This is a genomic window from Hymenobacter persicinus, from assembly GCF_004167665.1.
Classification (GTDB): domain Bacteria; phylum Bacteroidota; class Bacteroidia; order Cytophagales; family Hymenobacteraceae; genus Hymenobacter; species Hymenobacter persicinus.
The window spans coordinates 188,177-205,134 of record NZ_SEWE01000003.1; the positions used below are offsets into that span (position 1 = coordinate 188,177).

General features: G+C 60.1%; 15 protein-coding genes, 1 tRNA gene and 1 rRNA gene. 13 read left to right on the forward strand and 4 right to left on the reverse strand.

Annotation, left to right across the window (positions count from 1 at the left end; all coding sequences use genetic code 11):
• Window positions 1-47: 47 nt before the first annotated feature.
• A complete protein-coding gene (locus EWM57_RS02540) occupies window positions 48-1,460 on the reverse strand; it encodes a DEAD/DEAH box helicase (RefSeq protein WP_129919552.1) in 1,413 nt (470 codons plus the stop codon).
• A 192-nt stretch (window positions 1,461-1,652) separates the two neighbouring features.
• On the opposite strand from EWM57_RS02540, the gene EWM57_RS02545 reads away from it, so the two are divergent.
• From EWM57_RS02545 to EWM57_RS02555, 3 genes are all read left to right on the forward strand, one after another.
• Window positions 1,653-1,726, forward strand: a tRNA-His gene (locus EWM57_RS02545).
• A gap of 102 nt (window positions 1,727-1,828) precedes the next feature.
• Window positions 1,829-2,776, forward strand: coding sequence for a PfkB family carbohydrate kinase (locus EWM57_RS02550; RefSeq protein ID WP_129919553.1), 948 nt, complete (start codon window positions 1,829-1,831; stop codon window positions 2,774-2,776).
• A gap of 152 nt (window positions 2,777-2,928) precedes the next feature.
• Window positions 2,929-3,174 (forward strand): hypothetical protein, encoded by a 246-nt coding sequence (locus EWM57_RS02555; RefSeq protein WP_129919554.1) that lies wholly within the window; start codon window positions 2,929-2,931, stop codon window positions 3,172-3,174.
• Window positions 3,175-3,227: 53 nt separating this feature from the next.
• Here the strand turns inward: EWM57_RS02555 and EWM57_RS02560 are convergent, their stop codons facing one another.
• The 3 genes from EWM57_RS02560 to EWM57_RS02570 all read right to left on the reverse strand — a co-directional run bounded on the left by EWM57_RS02560 (window position 3,228) and on the right by EWM57_RS02570 (window position 6,566).
• The gene (locus tag EWM57_RS02560) at window positions 3,228-3,839 is read right to left on the reverse strand and encodes a hypothetical protein (RefSeq protein ID WP_129919555.1); all 612 of its coding nucleotides are present in this window, start codon (window positions 3,837-3,839) and stop codon (window positions 3,228-3,230) included.
• Window positions 3,840-3,988: 149 nt separating this feature from the next.
• Complete coding sequence (locus EWM57_RS02565; protein WP_129919556.1) at window positions 3,989-4,801, reverse strand: hypothetical protein; 813 nt, start codon at window positions 4,799-4,801, stop codon at window positions 3,989-3,991.
• A gap of 31 nt (window positions 4,802-4,832) precedes the next feature.
• A complete protein-coding gene (locus tag EWM57_RS02570) occupies window positions 4,833-6,566 on the reverse strand; it encodes a M61 family metallopeptidase (RefSeq protein WP_129919557.1) in 1,734 nt (577 codons plus the stop codon).
• Window positions 6,567-6,807: 241 nt separating this feature from the next.
• Between EWM57_RS02570 and rpmH the strand changes: the two genes are divergently transcribed.
• The 10 genes from rpmH to EWM57_RS02620 all read left to right on the forward strand — a co-directional run.
• The gene (gene rpmH, locus EWM57_RS02575) at window positions 6,808-6,966 is read left to right on the forward strand and encodes a 50S ribosomal protein L34 (protein WP_129919558.1); all 159 of its coding nucleotides are present in this window, start codon (window positions 6,808-6,810) and stop codon (window positions 6,964-6,966) included.
• Between the two features lie 40 nt (window positions 6,967-7,006).
• On the forward strand, window positions 7,007-7,423 hold the full coding sequence (locus tag EWM57_RS02580) for a ribonuclease P protein component (protein ID WP_129919577.1): 417 nt from the start codon (window positions 7,007-7,009) through the stop codon (window positions 7,421-7,423).
• Window positions 7,424-7,450: 27 nt separating this feature from the next.
• Window positions 7,451-9,157 (forward strand): S41 family peptidase, encoded by a 1,707-nt coding sequence (locus tag EWM57_RS02585; RefSeq protein WP_129919559.1) that lies wholly within the window; start codon window positions 7,451-7,453, stop codon window positions 9,155-9,157.
• A gap of 71 nt (window positions 9,158-9,228) precedes the next feature.
• Entirely contained in the window at window positions 9,229-9,768 is a 540-nt protein-coding gene (locus tag EWM57_RS02590) for a hypothetical protein (RefSeq protein WP_129919560.1), read from the forward strand.
• 38 nt (window positions 9,769-9,806) lie between these two features.
• A complete protein-coding gene (gene tsaB, locus EWM57_RS02595) occupies window positions 9,807-10,502 on the forward strand; it encodes a tRNA (adenosine(37)-N6)-threonylcarbamoyltransferase complex dimerization subunit type 1 TsaB (RefSeq protein ID WP_129919561.1) in 696 nt (231 codons plus the stop codon).
• Window positions 10,503-10,581: 79 nt separating this feature from the next.
• The gene (locus tag EWM57_RS02600) at window positions 10,582-11,094 is read left to right on the forward strand and encodes a DUF2480 family protein (RefSeq protein WP_129919562.1); all 513 of its coding nucleotides are present in this window, start codon (window positions 10,582-10,584) and stop codon (window positions 11,092-11,094) included.
• A 167-nt stretch (window positions 11,095-11,261) separates the two neighbouring features.
• Window positions 11,262-12,575: an APC family permease gene (locus tag EWM57_RS02605; RefSeq protein WP_129919563.1), complete on the forward strand. Its 1,314-nt coding sequence runs from the start codon at window positions 11,262-11,264 to the stop codon at window positions 12,573-12,575.
• 123 nt (window positions 12,576-12,698) lie between these two features.
• Complete coding sequence (locus EWM57_RS02610) at window positions 12,699-13,913, forward strand: hypothetical protein (protein ID WP_129919564.1); 1,215 nt, start codon at window positions 12,699-12,701, stop codon at window positions 13,911-13,913.
• 125 nt (window positions 13,914-14,038) lie between these two features.
• A complete protein-coding gene (locus EWM57_RS02615; RefSeq protein WP_165370385.1) occupies window positions 14,039-15,340 on the forward strand; it encodes a serine hydrolase in 1,302 nt (433 codons plus the stop codon).
• Window positions 15,341-16,074: 734 nt separating this feature from the next.
• Window positions 16,075-16,958, forward strand: a 16S ribosomal RNA gene (locus tag EWM57_RS02620); the annotation flags it as partial.

Consider the following 16,958-nt stretch of genomic DNA (forward strand, 5'->3'; position numbering starts at 1 on the left):
CCGTAGCTAATGCTGCGGGCTCTTTTCTTTGGTCTGCTCTCTAAGCTCTACTTGTGCCGGGAGTTGCGGAGCTTGGCCGAGGCTTTGGCGGCCGGCGACTGGCTCTTGCCGGGGGAGGCGCGCTTCTTCTTGCCTTTTTGGCTGCGGTTTGGTCCCTCCACGTAGGCCTGGCCGGTGCGCTTGTCGATGCCTTTCTGCAACGGGGTTTTCTTCTCGTGGAAGGCCCCCTTGAAGTCGGGATCCAGGCGGCGGCGCCGGTCGTCGATTTCGCGGTCCATGGCCTGCTTTTCGTCAAACAGCGTTTCCATCACCTTCACGCCCTCGGGCAGGGGTAGCTCAGGAATCGGCTGGTTGATGAGTTGCGAAATCTTCTCGATGTGGTGCATTTCGGCCGCGTTGGCAAACGTAATAGCGGCCCCCGTGTGCTGGGCCCGGCCCGTGCGGCCAATGCGGTGCACGTAGTCGTCGTAGACCAGCGGCACGTCGAAGTTGATGACGTGGCTTACCTGGGGCACGTCGATGCCGCGGGCGGCTACGTCGGTCGAAACCAGGAAGCGCAGCTCGCCGGCCCGGAAGGCGTCCATGGCGTTGGTGCGCACGTTCTGGCCCTTGTTGCCGTGAATAGCGCGGGTGTCGGCGTCCACCTTGCGGGCCAGGAAGTGGGCCACGTTGTCGGCGTGCTCTTTGGTACGGCAGAAAATCAAGACCCGGTTGAAGGTTTCCTCGTCCTTGAACAGGTAGCCCAGCAGGTTGATTTTGGTCAGCAGGTTGGGCACCTGGTACAAGCTCTGGCTTACGTTCTGGGCGGAGGTAGCGGCCGGCGTCACCTCTACCCGCACCGGAAACTCCAGAAACTCCTCGCTCAGCGTGGCCACCTTGTCGGGCATGGTGGCCGAGAACAGCACGTTCTGGCGCTTGCGCGGAATGATTTCCAGGATGCGCCGGATCTGGGGCATAAAGCCCATGTCCATCATCTTGTCGGCCTCGTCGAGCACCAGGGTTTTGAGCTCCTTGAGCACCAGGTCGCCGCGCAGGTAGAGTTCCAGCAGGCGGCCGGGCGTGGCAATGAGAATGTCGACGCCCTTAGCCAAGGTGTCAATCTGGGTTTTGGGGCCCAGGCCGCCGTAGATGGCGAAAATGCGCAGGTCGGTGTACACGGCCAGGCGCTTGAGGTGGGTTTCAATCTGCATGGCCAGCTCCCGGGTGGGGGCCATAATCAGGGCGCGCGGGTTGATGCCCTGGGCAAACTTCACCTTCATGAGTAGCGGCAGGCCGAAAGCGGCCGTTTTGCCGGTGCCGGTCTGGGCAATGCCGAGTAGGTCGTGGCCGGCCAGCAGCAGCGGAATCGTCTGCTCCTGCACGGGGGTGGGCTGCTCAAAACCGGCTTCGGCCACGGCCATGAGCAGTTGTTTGTTGAGCTTGAAATCGGCGAAGGAAACGGGGGCAGGCGACTCGGACATGACGGCAAAAAAGGAATTACGAACCGCAAAGGTACGGGGAATGTAGTCGGGGCGCGCTAAGAATCAAGGCACAGCGGGCTGGCAGGCCGCCGGGATGCGGCTTTTCAGAACGCCGCCGCAGAAAAAAAATGCCCCGATCCTTTGATAAAACCCGCCGGGCTCCTACTTTTGTCGCTCCAATACCCCTACACGGTAGATATAGCTCAGCTGGTTAGAGCGTCGGATTGTGATTCCGAAGGTCGTGGGTTCGAGCCCCATTATTTACCCTTAGAAAGTCCCCGGGAAATTTTTTCCGGGGACTTTTTTGTTGATTGCACCGTTGTTGCCGCATTGGCACCTCGCCCCATCCCACACTTACCCCTCTGACTATGAGTCTGGTTGTTATCGGTTCTGTCGCCTTCGACGCCCTGGAAACGCCCTTCGGCAAAACCGACAAAATCATCGGCGGCGCCGCCACCTACATCAGCCTGTCGGCTTCTTATTCGCTGAAACCCGTGAAGCTGGTGGCCGTGGTCGGCGACGACTTCCCGCAGTCCGACATCCTGCTGCTCGAGGAGCACGGCGTGGATACCGAAGGACTGCAGATCAAGCAGGGCGAGAAGTCGTTCTTCTGGTCGGGCGTGTACTCCAAAGACCTCAACTCCCGCGAGACGCTGGTCACGGAGCTCAACGTGCTGGCCGATTTCGACCCCATCATCCCCGATTCCTACCAGGATTGCAAGTACCTGATGCTGGGCAACCTGGCCCCGCAGGTGCAGCGCCTCGTGATTCAGCGCCTCGTCAACCGCCCCAAGCTCATTGTGATGGACACGATGAACTTCTGGATGGATATTGCCCTGGAAGAGCTGATTTCGACCATTGAGATGGTCGACGTGCTTAGCATCAACGACGAGGAAGCCCGGCAGCTGTCCGGTGAGTACTCGCTGGTGAAGGCCGCCCGCAAAATCCTCGACATGGGCCCCAAGTACCTTATCATCAAGAAAGGGGAGCACGGCGCCCTGTTGTTCCACCACAACAAGGAAGGCCTGAAGATTTTCTACGCCCCGGCCCTGCCCCTGGAGGAAGTATTCGACCCGACCGGCGCCGGCGACACCTTCGCGGGCGGCTTTATCGGCTACCTGGCCGCCACCGACGACATCAGCTTCGACAACCTGAAGCGCGCCGTGATTCACGGTTCGGCCATGGCTTCGTTCTGCGTGGAGAAATTCGGCACCGAGCGGCTGCTGAACCTGAAGCCCGAGGAAATCGAAGCCCGCGAAAAGCAGTTTGCCGACCTTGTGGAAGTGGTGCCCGCCTCGGCCGTACAAACGGCGTAACGGCGTCGCTGAGCGTTATTTTCAAATAAACCCCGCTGATCTGATCTGGAGCAGCGGGGTTTTTTTATGCCCAAATCTTGGCGCAACTAATTAGGAGTTGCCTCGGTACAATACGGTATCATCCACCCCATACCCGTTCGAAAGCCATGAGCATGAGCAAAAAAGAAACGGACCTGACCAACGACAAGACTTCGGTTAATCCGGCGGCCAATACCAAGAAGAAAAGCACTCAAGTGCAAAGCCCCAATACCACCGACGTGTCTGCGCACGGCAATACCACGGACGGCAACTCGGCCGGCCACGGCGTGCACAATACCCGTAGCAACCCCCAGGGCAACAAGCCAATGTCCGTCGATGGGAACAGCAAGGTTGGCAATGGCGGCGACGCCAAGCACTAGTCTCACTCAGACCAAAGAAAAGCCCCACCGGAGGAACCCGGCGGGGCTTTTCTTTAGGGGGTTAGCCGCACGCTGACGTACCGGCGGGGAGCGGTAGGTTGGTCGTCTGCCCGTTGCTGCCGGATAGCAATGCTGGTATTGTTGATCCAGCGCACCTCCTCAGGCCCCCACGACTCCAGTTGATACTCCCAGAGCTTGACCGGCGCGTGGCCGCGAATGGCCCAGTATTGCAGGCCGTTATCATCGTCGAAGATGAAACCGGACTTGTGCGTAACGAAGTGGAGTTGGTCGGGAGCCAGCACGGGCGCACTCCACAGGCGGGTCTGTTTGCCGGTCGTTTGCTCGATGAGCAGCGTGTGGCCGTTTTCCCAGCCCGTTACTTCCACAAGCCAGCTTTGCAGCGCCGGAATGCGGCCATAGAACCGATACTGCGCGTACGTGTCCGGGTTGTCGCCGTCGTGGTTGGTCAGCCGGACTACTTTGCCGTTATCCAGCGTGATAAGTAGCTGGCCCCGGCGGCGCACCACTTGGCCCCGGGCTGCCAGCAGACTCGCTTTTTCCGACGGGTCACTTGCTGCTGCCGGCAGACGCAGGAATTGCTGCCGGGAGTAGGCGGTGAAGTGCAGGGCCGGGTTTGGCCGGCTTGGAAGAAAAGACTTGGCCACGGCAGGCCGCCGCAAGGGTAGGGGGGATAGCAGCGGCAACACAAGGGCCAGTAGTAGCCCCGGGAAGCGGGAGGGCATCATAGCAGAAATAGAGCTGGATAGACCATAAGCTTCTAAAGCTACCGGTTTCCGCCTGGATCCGTGCCTGCTTACGGCACCACCGTCATGCGGACCACCCGGGTGTCCACGTCGCCGTTGTCGAAGAAGTCCTGCTCGAAGAGGATAGTCTTGTTGTCAAGCCAGCGGGGGCCGCTGACGCCCCACTCCGTTTGCCGCTCCCAGAGCAGGCGTGGGGCCGGTTCCTCCGCCGACCACACCTGCAGGCCGCTCGGTTCGAAGCGGGCTAGCACGTCGGAGTTGCCGCACACAAAGTGCCGGCCGTCGGGGGCCACCGACGGCGGGCTCCACACCCGGGTGCGCTTGCCAGTTTGCTGATTCACCAGTAGGTAGTAGCCGCCTTCGTAAAGGTGGGCCGCCACGAGCCAGTAATGGATGTTGGGCAACTTGGTGAGGTACTCGTAGGTGACGTAGGAGTCGTCGTCGGCCGGGTTGTCGACCAGCCGGACGGGGGCCGCGGCCGCGGGCTGCAACAAAAGCGTTTTGCCCACGCGCTTCACCTTGGGGCCGGCTTGGCGGAGCTGGCGCTTTTCCTCGGCGGCAATGTCGAGCTCTTCCGCTTCCGACTCGGCCGGCGGCGGGGCCAGCCACGCGGGCGGGGGCAACTGCTCGTAGGTGCGGCGCGGGGCTGGGTACAGGTTGATAACGCGCCCGGGCAGCTTGACCAGCGTGTCGAGGTGCTCGAGGCGGTAGATGCGCGGCGGTTTGGGCGGCGGCAGCTTCTGGGCCACCGGGGCCGGTTTCACCGCCGGGCGCGCCCGTTCCGCGGGCTGCATTCGCAGCGAACAGGCCGTGAGCCCCACTGCCACCAGCAGAGCTATTGCCACCGCACCAAGCCGAAACATACAAAAAGGGGTAAAGGGTACGCGTCTTATCTTAGAAGTCTTGCTTGAGCCACTGCCGGAAGCTGGCCTGTTGCTCAGGCGTAGCATCCGGCCGCTTCTCCACGGTGATTTTAGGCCAGAAGGGCCGCTCCGGCTCGGCCGTAACGGTTACCGTGAGCAAACGGTTCTGCCGAAATACGCTTAGCTCGTAGCTGGGCGCACCATCGTTCAGCAAAGTTTGCAGATTCATGGCTACCTTCCTGCCATTCACCGCAATAATTTCATCATCGACGGTGAGCGTGGCCGCTGCGGGCGAGTCAGGCAGGATATCGGTTACCTCGGTCCGCTCATTCTTGACGATGGTCCGGAAGCCGAACAGCCCCTCGGAAGCCGACGGGTTGGACTCCAGCAGCAGCATGCAGCACACCAGCTCGAGGGCCTTGCCCAGCGGTTCTTCCAGCGGGGCGGTGCCGTACACGAACTTGTCGAAATACGCCTGCATGTCGCGCCCGGCCACTTCGTTGACCAGCCGGATGTAGTCGTCCTCGGTGTAGCCGATGCCGGGCCGGCCAAATTCCAGCCACAGGCGGCGCATCACGTCGTCGAGGCTGCGCTCGTGGTGGCTGAGGCGGCGCAGGGTCAGGTCGAGCAGCAAGGCCACCAGCGCCCCCTTATGGTACACCGAGACTTTGCGGTCGGGCACGCCGGGCTTGTAGCCGTCGAGCCACAGGTCCACGGAAGCATCGGCCAGGGATAGGTTGAAGCGGCCGTGGTCGTCGTAGTGCTTGCGCAGCACAATGTTCAGCTCCTGGAAATACTGCTCGGCGGTGCGCACTCCGGCCCGGGCCAGCAGGTACTCGCCGTAGTAGGTGGTGATGCCCTCGGCAATGTAGCAGGTGCGGAAGTAGTTTTCCTGGGTGTAATCGTAGGGCATCATCTCGGCGGGCCGGATCTGCTTGATGTTCCAGGTATGAAACAGTTCGTGGCAGCTCACTCCCAGCAGCTCCTTGTACAGGGCCTCGGTCATCAGCAGCTCGGCCGGACCCAGCACAATCACCGTTGAGTTGGCGTGCTCCACGCCGTGGTAGTGCTTGTAGGGCAGAATCTGGTTCAGAAAGTGGTAGTCCGTCACCGGAAACGAGCCGAACAGAGCCAGCTGCTCCTCGGTAAAGGCCTTGAAGTCGCGCAGCAGGCGGGGCCAGTCGGGGGCGCACTCGCCCTGCACCCAGATGTAAAAAGGCAAGCCCTGGGCCTCGTAGGCGTGCTGCACCAGCGTGGGGCTGGCCATCAGCGGGCAGTCGACAAGCTCCTCGAAGGAGCGGGCCCGCAGAGAGTGGGGCGCACTCTGGGGCATGCCGCAGGCAATCTGCCAGCCCGCGGGCAAATCCAGGGTCATGTCGCAGGCTTCCTGCTGGCGGCCTTCCACGTACATGCAGGCCTGAATCGGGTTGAGATACAGCTGGGTTTCGTCGAGCCAGGAGCCGCCGGCATCCATCTGGTGGGCGTAGAAATTGTAGCGCACCCGCACCGTGCGGCCCGCCGCGCCGGCCACCTGCCAGCGGTCCTTGGTAAGCTTGCGGAAGCGCAGGCTTTCCCCCGAGGCAGCATCCTCGACCGTCACGCGCTGGATCTTCTGGCCGAAATTCTGAATTTCGTAGCGCCCCGGCCGCCAGGCGGGCAGTTGCAGTTCCAGGGCTTCGGGGGCCGTGGCGGGCACCTCAAAGGTCATCTGCAGCTGCAGGTAAAACGTGAGCGGATTCTCGAAGGCGACGTGGTAGTGGATCATGCGAAAAGGGGCGGGAAAAGCAGAAATTACTAGGTAAAGCTAGCAGTATCGGGCCGGAATCGGTGGGGGGCGCGCGGTTCTTTCCTACGGGATTTCAGGGCGCGGGTGGCGGCCGGGAGAGGTAATAGCTTGGACGCCATAAACCTAGCCCGGACGGAAAAAGCCGGATAAGCCTTTGCCTTTTCCAAATCAAGGTCTTACCTTTGCCGGCCTTACCTGTCACTGAAGTCTTCAACATATCATGAAACGTACTTTCCAGCCTTCGCAGCGCAAGCGCCGCAACAAACACGGTTTCCGCTCGCGTATGGAATCCGCTAACGGCCGCAGCGTGCTGGCCCGTCGTCGTGCCAAAGGCCGCAAGCGCCTGACCGTATCCGACGAAGGCAAGCACAAGCGCTAAACCGCTGACGGCTCCTGCCGTGGCGCCCGAACTGGCTCAGATGCCGGCCGCGCGCTCTTACTCGTTTCCAAAAGAAGAACACTTGTGCCGCAAAAAGCTCATTGAGGAGCTTTTCGGCCGGGGTTCTTCTTTTGGTTTATACCCGTTGCGCCTGGTCTGGCTGCCGGCCCCGGCGCCCACCACGGCCCCGCCCCAGGTACTGGTGAGCGTATCGAAGCGCAGCTTCAAGCGCGCCGTCGACCGCAACTACCTCAAGCGCCTGCTGCGCGAGGCCTACCGGCTTAATAAATACCGGCTGCTGGAAGCGCCCGGTGGCCACGGCGTGGGGCTGCTGGCCATTATTTACACGGGGAAGGAAAAAAAGCCTTTCGCGCTGGTCGAAAAAAAATTAATTTCAGGGCTGGAGCGTTTGCTGCAAGAAGCAACCCCCGCGGCTACCGCGGTGTCTCCTTCCTAGTCATGTTTTTCGCTTCCAGCTGTTTATATGCGTAAAAAGACCGTTGCCGGCCTGCTCCTCGGGGGCGCCGCGCTGCTCGTATCGTTCCGCTCGGCTTCGGACAATGAGCGCTACTTCGAAATTGCGAAGAACCTCGACATTTTCGCCACCCTGTTCAAGGAAGTCAATACCTACTACGTGGACGAGGTAACGCCCGCCAAGCTGGTCAAAACGGGCATCGACGCCATGCTTAAGTCGCTGGACCCGTATACCAACTACATCCCCGAGGACGACATCGAGGACTTCCGCACCCTGACCACCGGGCAGTACGGCGGCATCGGGGCGGTGGTGGTGAAGCGCAACGGCAAAACCATCGTGCAGGCCGCCTACGAGGGCTATCCGGCCCAGAAAGCGGGCCTGCTGCCCGGCGACGAGATTCTGACCATCAACGGCGTCAACGTTGAGAAGAAAAACAACGCCGACATCAGTAAGCTGCTCAAGGGGCAGGCCAACTCCCTGGCCAAGCTGGAAGTAACGCGCTATGGGCAGGAAAAGCCCATTGAAATCAACATCACCCGGGATAAGATTCAAGTCGACAACGTGCCGTACTATGGCATGCTGAGCCCCGAAATCGGCTACTTCCAGCTCTCGGGCTTCACCGTGGATGCGGGCAAGGAAGCCCGGGTGGCGGTGAGCAAGCTCAAGGAGATGGGCGCCAAGAAAATCGTGTTCGACATCCGCGACAACCCCGGTGGATTGCTCAACGAGGCCGTCAACATCTCCAATATCTTCGTCGATAAGGGCCTCGACGTGGTAAGCACCAAGGGCAAGGTGACCGAGTGGAACAAAACCTATAAGGCCCTCGATGCCCCGCTCGACACCCAGATTCCGGTCGTCATCATCACCTCTAACCGCTCGGCCTCGGCGTCCGAAATCGTGTCGGGGGTGCTGCAGGACTACGACCGGGCCGTGATTGTGGGAGAGCGGACCTTCGGCAAGGGCCTGGTGCAGGCCACCCGGCCGCTGAGCTACAACTCCCAGCTCAAGGTCACGACGGCCAAGTACTACATTCCCAGCGGCCGCTGCATTCAGGAAGTGGACTACGCCCACCGCGCCGACGACGGCACGCTGGGCAAGTTTCCGGACTCGCTGCGCACGGCCTTCAAAACCCAAAGTGGGCGCGTGGTGTACGACGGCGGGGGCGTGGCGCCCGACGTGGAAGTGGCCGACAAGGAAATTGCCGACATTTCCCGGGTGCTGATTCAGAAAAGCTATCTGTTTGACTTTGCCACCCGCTACCGGGCCGAGCACCCCAGCATTGCCAGTGCCCGCGAGTTCAAGCTCTCCGACGCCGACTACCAGAAGTTCGTTGATTTCCTCAAAAACAAGGATATCAACTACAACACCGACGTGGAGAAAAGCCTGACCGATTTGACCAAGAAAGCCAAGGCCGAAAAGCACTACGACGACGTACGCAACGAACTCGAAGCCATCCGCCGCAAGGTGTCGACGAACAAGAGCAACGACCTGACCCGCTTCAAGCCCGAAATCCGGGAGATGCTGGAGCAGGAAATCGTGTCGCGCTACTACTTCCAGAAGGGCAGCATCGAGGCCAGCTTCGACGACGACCCCAACATTCTGACGGCCATGAACGTGCTCAACGACCCGGCCCGTTACGCGGCCCTGCTCAAGCCCGGCACGCCCGAAGCCAAAACCCGTCCCGAAGCCAACCGCAAGACGGCCGGGGGGAAGTAAGGAGCCAGGCTCTAAAGCCTCAAAAAGCAGCCCCGTCTTTGGGCTGCTTTTTCTTTTTGTCGACATTTTATATGGGTGATTTCGCAATGCGCGCCAAGCACTGGCAGGTGTTCTTACTGACTCTGCCCGTGCTGGTGCTAATGAATCTGAATATCGTGGGGGCAGAGCTGATTGGCAGCTTAATTAGTGCGGTAGCCTATTGCCTGTACTTTATATGGTTTGCGTTCTTAGGAACGGCTCTGTTTCCTTTGTTGCCGCGCGGTGCCTACTACAATCTGTCTTGGTTTATAGTCGACATCATCTTATCGGCTTTAGCATTTTCGGCGCTGGTAATTCTGACGGATGACCGCAGCTTTCATGGGGAAGGACCAATGGCGCTGGTTATGCTGTATGCCTTTTTTGCCCTGTTACACGGGCCCTGGTTTCTGGCGGTGTCTTTAGTGTCTATTGAAAAGCAGCATGACCCGGAATTCGGTTTCTACTTCGGTACGTTGCTATGTTTCCTTTTCTGGCCGGTAGGTGTCTGGTTTATTCAGCCCCGGCTTAATAAAGTGTGGAAAGAAAGCCGGAGCCGAGAGCAGCAACTGGGGAGAGCTGGCATTGATGGGTAGATACCGTTGCTTCCAAGGCGCAGATGTACCTTTGCACTATGTCCACGCTCATCCTCTCTCTTGAAACCTCGTCCCCGGTCTGCTCGGTGGCATTGCACCGCGACGGTAGCCTGGTGGGGCAGTCGGAGCTGCGGCTGGAGAAGTCGCACTCCTCGCACCTGAGTCTGCTGGTGAATCAGTTGCTGGAAAACAGCCAGTGCACGCTCCAAGACCTGAGCGCCGTGGCCGTGTCGGATGGGCCGGGCTCGTACACGGGCCTGCGCATCGGGGCGGCGGCGGCCAAGGGACTGTGCTACGCTCTGGACGTGCCGCTCATTGCCGTCGGGACGTTGCCGGCCATGGCGGCCCAGGTAGCGGCGTACACCGCCGACGCCGAAAACGTGCTGTTCTGCCCCATGCTCGACGCCCGGCGCATGGAAGTATACAGCGCCTTGTACCGCGCGGACGGCACGGAAGTGCTGGCCCCGGCCCCGCTGATTCTGGAAGCCGACACGCTGGCCGAACAATTAGCCCACCACCGCTTGTTATTCTTTGGTAACGGCGCGGCCAAGTTTGAGCCGTTCGTGGCAGGAAATCTCAACGCCGGGTTCCTACGCGGCATCGAGCCTTCGGCCATTGCCGTGGGCACCCTGGCGCAGGCGGCTTTCACCCGGCAGGATTTTCGCGACGTGGCTTACTACGAGCCGTTTTACTTAAAAGAAGTGTACACCACGACTCCGAAGGTTAGAAGTTAGAGGTGAGAATTCAGTATCCCGCTTTCAGTTGGGTATCTAAGCTCTTAAGTCTGGGTTCTAAGCTCTCAGCAATAAAACCATGGAAGAAATCTTCGTCAACCGCGTGGCGCAAAGTGCGCTGACTACCCTGAACCTGGAGGAACTGCTGCACCCCGGGGAGCGGGTAGTATATGACATCAAGGAAAACCTGTTTCACGGGCTGATGCTGCGCGAAAAGGACTTCCGCGAGTTCGTCAAAACCCACGACTGGGCCCAATACGACGGCAAGAACGTGGCCATCATCTGCTCCGCCGATGCCATTGTGCCCACCTGGGCCTACATGCTGCTGGCCTCCAAGCTCCAGAACCACGCCCACCGCTACGTATTCGGCAACCTGGAAGCTCTGGAGCAGGAGCTGTTCCACGAAGCCATTGCCGCCCTCGATGCCGAAGAGTACCGCGACGCGAAAGTGGTGGTTAAAGGCTGCGGCGCCGTTCCCGTGCCGACCTACGCTTACGTGGCCATCATGCAGAAGCTGCTGCCGGTGGTGAGCAGCGTAATGTACGGGGAACCCTGCAGCACCGTGCCACTCTACAAGCGCCCCAAAGGCTAGCCCTTTCAGAATCCGATAAAAGCCCGTCTGCGTCCGCAGGTGGGCTTTTTTGCATTTCTGCTCTCCGCTGACCTGCTCCAAACAGCCTCGTCCAGCACGGGGGAGGAGTGGGGCCGGAGGGGCGCAGCAGCCAGATTCTGCATCTTTGGGCCTCCAAACCTTTCTGCATGTCTGAGCCGATTCCCGTTAGTCCTTATAAAATCAGCTTTCTGGCCGGCACGGCCATCGTTATTGCCAACATGGTCGGCACGGGCGTCTTCACCAGCCTGGGCTTTCAGGTGCTGGGCATCCAGAGCGGCTTTGCGCTGCTGATGCTCTGGGTCGTGGGCGGCCTGATTGCGCTCTGCGGGGCCTTGTGCTACGGGGAACTGGCCGCCGCCATGCCCCGCTCCGGCGGCGAATACCACTATCTGTCCCAGATTTATCACCCTTCCGTCGGGTTTCTCTCGGGCTGGGTGTCGGCCACGGTTGGATTTGCTGCGCCCACGGCCCTGGCCGCTATGGCCCTGGGCCGGTACGCGGCCAGCGTGTGGCCCGGCCTGAATCCGCAGCTCCTGACGGTGGCCGTAGTGCTGGTCCTGACGGCCGTGCACGCCAGCAGCAGCCGGGCCGGCAGTCGGCTCCAGGTCGTTATTACGGCCATCAAAGTGCTGGTACTGGTGTTTTTCATCGGCGCCGGTTTGCTCACGGCCCAGCCCCAGGCCATTTCCTTCGTGCCCCGCGCCGCCGATTGGCAACAGCTGCTCAGCCCGGCCTTCGCCATTTCGCTCGTGTATGTGTCCTACGCCTACTCCGGCTGGAATGCCGCCGTCTACCTGACCGGCGAAGTGGCCGAGCCCCGGCGCAACCTGCCCCGGATTCTGCTGGCCGGCACCGCCGTGGTGCTGCTGCTCTACGTGGGGCTGAACTTCGTTTTCCTGTACTCGACCCCGATTCCGAAGCTGGCCGGGCAGTTGGAAGTAGGTTACGTAGCCGCGGGGCAGCTGTTCGGTCCGGCGGTGGGTCGGCTCATGGGCGCCGTCATTGCCGGGCTGCTGGTGTCCACGGTCAGCTCCATGATTTTTGCCGGCCCCCGCATCGTGCAGGTGATGGGGGAGGACCTTCCCGCCTTGCGGGCCCTGGCCGTGGTGAGCAAAACGGGCATTCCGGTGCGGGCCATGCTGCTTCAAACCGGCCTCACGCTGCTGTTTGTACTTACCGGTACCTTCGAGAAAGTGCTGCTTTATGCCGGGTTCGTACTGAGCTTGTTCACCTTCCTGACCGTGCTGGGGCTGTTTATTCTGCGCTGGCGCCAGCCCAACCTGCCCCGACCGTACCGCGCCTGGGGCTACCCGCTCACCCCGCTGGTGTTCCTAGCCCTGAGCGGCTGGACCCTGATTTTCATCCTGCGCGACAAGCCAATCGAGTCCTTATATGGCCTCGCCACGCTGCTGCTGGGACTGTTGGCCTACTTCCTGGGACGCCGGATGCGGGCGGCCTGAGGCGTTATGGGGCAATTTAGGGGCGCATTTTTCTGCGCGCTAGGCCTGGCTTCCCCGACTCTGGCCGCTTTCGGCTGCGCCAAACCCAATATCTTGCCGCCCCATTCAGCTTAGCTTTTTCCCATGCGTCTTTCCCTTTCCCGGCTGTTGCCCCTGGCTTTCCTCGTGCTGAGCTGTTCGGAGCAGCAGCCTGCCCGGACCGAGCAGCAAAAACCGACGGCCCAAGTGCCCACTGCGCCGCCTGCTCCCGCCACCGTGCCGGCTCCCGCACCACCCGCGCCCGATACCGCTGCCGTCCAGGACGTGGCCGCCTACCTGGCCGGTATGCCGGTAAGCCGGCAAAGTGACTTACGGGCTCTGGCCGCCCAGCCCGCCTGGCAGGCGTTTGCCGCTGATGCCGACAAAAGCTGGGCTTCCTACCACCAGACCCGCACCGACAAAATCACGCCCTGGGCGGCTACGGAACTGGACTCGGCCCGGCAGATGGCCCACACGGTGTTCTACCCCTTCAGCGGCCCCGATCTGCTGAACGTCGTGACGATGTTTCCCGCCAGTGAAACTTACGTATTAGTCGGGCTGGAACCCGTGGGCTCGGTGCCGCGCCGGAGCACGCTCGAAAATCCGAAGCTGTTTCCCGCTCTCAAGGCGTCGCTATGGTCAGTGCTTAACTTCAGCTTTTTCCGCACCAACGACATGGCCATCGACCTGAAGTCGGTGGAGCTTGACGGCTCCCTGCCGCTGCTGATGCTGTTTGCGGCCCGCACCGGCCACCTCGTTACCGATGTGCGCTACGTTCAGCTCGACGCCCAGGGCCAGCTTGCCGCCGCTGATTCGGCCGTTATCCGCAAACCCGGCCCCAAAATTATTCCAGGCGTGGAGCTGCAACTGCTCGATAAAGCCGGTCGCAAAAAACGGGTATACTACTTCTCCGCTGACCTCAGCGACTGGAAGCTGGGCACGACCAAGGAAGCGGCGCTGCAGTATGTCCGCTCCCTCGGCCCGGTGGTGACCTACGTGAAGTCGGCCACCTACCTGATGCACAAAACCTACTTTTCCAAGGTGCGCAACCTGGTTCTGGAGCGCAGCAGCTACGTGCTGCAAGACGATTCGGGCATCGCCATGAAGTATTTCCGCCCCGCCGACTGGCAGTTTACCTACTACGGGGTCTACAAGCGGCCCATCAACCTCTTCGCCAAGCAGTATCAGCCTGAGCTGACCAAAGCTTACGCCGATTCCACCAACCGGCGGCGCCCCCTGCCTTTCGGAACCGGCTATAACTGGCGCCAAAACGATTCCAACCTGCTGCTGGCCCGTCGTCGCACGGCCCCGGCCAGTTGAGTTTGGAGCTCTGAAGTATAAAAATGGAGCGGTGCCGGCTGGTGCTGCTCCATTTTCGTTTCGGGGGCTTCAGGTTTCGACGGCGGCGGTGCTTCTTATATTGCAGGATGCGCAACTTCCGCACCATGCTTTTTCAGCTTATCCCGGCCGGCGCCGCGCTGCTGCTTGGTCTGATCTTATCCGCTGCTCACCAGCCCAACCTGCACCCGGCGTCGGCAGCACCCGCCCCCCCCGGTGCCGACAGTCCGTTGCTCGATAGTTTGCTACGGTCCAACCCCGCGTTGTTGCCGGTCGTCACCCAGGCCGGCAAATACAGCCTCCAGGTTATCTACACCCAGATAAACCGGGACTCGCAACAGCGGCCCCACTTCACCCAGCACAGCTTCCGCCTCAACGCCCGGCAGTACTTCAATCCGGCCAGCCTAGTCAAGCTGCCCGTAGCAGCTCTGGCGCTCGAAAAGCTCAACCGGCTCCACCAGCCCGGCCTTTCCCGCCGCAGCCCCATGGCTACCGGCACGGCCTTCCGCTGCCAGACCCCCGTGCCCTACGTCGCCACTGCCGACTCCGACCGGCTGAATACCGTGGGCAACTACGTCAAGCGCATGCTGCTCGTCAGCGACAACAACGCCTACAACCGCCTCTACGAGTTTCTGGGGCAGGGGCCGCTCAACGAACGGCTCGGGCAGCTTGGCCACGGCAGTACGCGCATCGTCCGCCGCTTCGCCCCTTGCGACACGGCTGCCAACCGCCATACCAACCCCGTCACCTTCTATAATAAACAGGGCGCAGTTGCATACGAACAGCCCGCCGCCTTCAATGCACAGCCGCTTAGCTTTCCGTTGGGCCGCATCACCCAGGGCCGCGCCTACCGGGCCGGCGGACAACTAATCAGTCAGCCCTACGATTTCACTACCGCCAATTACCTGCCCCTGCAAGACGTCACCGACATATTAAAAGCGGTGCTCTTTCCCGAGGCCGTTAGCCCTGAAGCGCGCTTTACCCTAACGGTCGAGGATCATGCCTTTCTGCGCTATTACCTGCAAAGCTCGCCACACGCCTCAGGCTTCCGTCCTTTCACATCCAGGCAGTACTTTGACGCCTACAAGAAATATCTCTACTACGGCCGGAGCCCCGCAGCCCGCTTCCAGCCCGGCCTGCGTATATATAATGTGGTCGGCATGTCCCACGGCTACGTGGCGGATGTGGCTTACTTTGCCGACCTCCTCACCGGCACTGAATTCATGCTCAGTGCGGTTTTGTACGTCAACAGTGACGGCGTCATCAACGACGGCACCTACGAATACACCTCTGTTGGCCTGCCATTTTTGGCCCAGCTAGGACAGACTGTGGCCCAATACGAAGCCCAGCGCCCGTATACCGTCCGCCCAGACTTAAGTGCGCTGACCACCGAACCCGCCGTGCGCTAAACTATTTTTTCAGAATGCTTACCCTTCTGTTCATCAGTAAATGGTTGCAGGCCAGCGTGCTTATCAGGCCAGAGCTTTGACGAAATCCGGCATGCTACTCAAGTTCATCAAAAAAGTTGGGGAGTGGGTTTGGAAAGGCGGGGGAAAGGCCGCACTTTTGCACTCCCAAACCGAAACGCGGTTGGATCCCACTACTCGACCAGCTTTATTTTCCTTTCGGAGCCCTGCGCTCTAGGGCTGAAAAAAAAGATTGGCTCAGGGAGTTGGAAAAAGCAGAAAAGTCCACTTACCTTTGCAGCCCGCTTCAACCGGAAGAGGGCACCGCACGGTGAAAAGGCCGAAAGGCGAAAACTTTTTTCGCTTGGGTTCTTGGAAAAAGCGAACTGCTGGTTACCTTTGCACCCCGCTTGAACGAAGCGGCCGCACCAGGAACCAGGGCAAGAAAAAAAGAAACGATTTTTCTTGCAGGTAGCGAAACACTGCTTACCTTTGCACCCCGCTTCGACCGGAAGCGGCGCACACGGTACGACAACACACCGGGTTTTGCCCCGGGCACGGTTTCACCAACAGGGTGAGACAGACGTTCTTTGAATGATTGGAAATGACAAATTGGTAAGCTTTGCTCTCTTGCAAGAGGGAGTGAAGAAAGCGTAACAAAAGAATTGAAGCTCGTTAAGACGAGTCGGATCAGCACTCGACATCGGCCTTGCTTCGGCAAGTGCTCAGAATATTATACAATGGAGAGTTTGATCCTGGCTCAGGATGAACGCTAGCGGCAGGCCTAATACATGCAAGTCGAACGGATGTAGCAATACATTAGTGGCGCACGGGTGCGTAACGCGTAACCAACCTACCTGGATCTGGGGGATAGCCCGCCGAAAGGCGGATTAATACCGCATAACACTGCAGAGCGGCATCGCTGAACAGTTAAAGATTTATTGGATTCAGATGGGGTTGCGTGACATTAGCTAGTTGGCGGGGTAACGGCCCACCAAGGCGACGATGTCTAGGGGACCTGAGAGGGTGATCCCCCACACTGGCACTGAGATACGGGCCAGACTCCTACGGGAGGCAGCAGTAGGGAATATTGGGCAATGGGCGAGAGCCTGACCCAGCCATGCCGCGTGCCGGATGAAGGCCTTCTGGGTTGTAAACGGCTTTTCTCAGGGAAGAAAAAGGTGATGCGTCACAAACTGACGGTACCTGAGGAATAAGCACCGGCTAACTCCGTGCCAGCAGCCGCGGTAATACGGAGGGTGCAAGCGTTGTCCGGATTTATTGGGTTTAAAGGGTGCGTAGGTGGCCCTATAAGTCCGTGGTGAAAGCCTGCTGCTCAACAGCAGAACTGCCATGGATACTGTAGGGCTTGAGTCCAGACGAGGTTGGCGGAATGGAAGATGTAGCGGTGAAATGCATAGATATCTTCCAGAACCCCGATTGCGTAGGCAGCTGACTAGGCTGGTACTGACACTGAGGCACGAAAGCGTGGGGAGCGAACAGGATTAGATACCCTGGTAGTCCACGCCGTAAACGATGGATACTCGTTGCTAGCGATACACAGTTAGTGACTTAGCGAAAGCGTTAAGTATCCCACCTGGGGAGTACGCTCGCAAGAGTG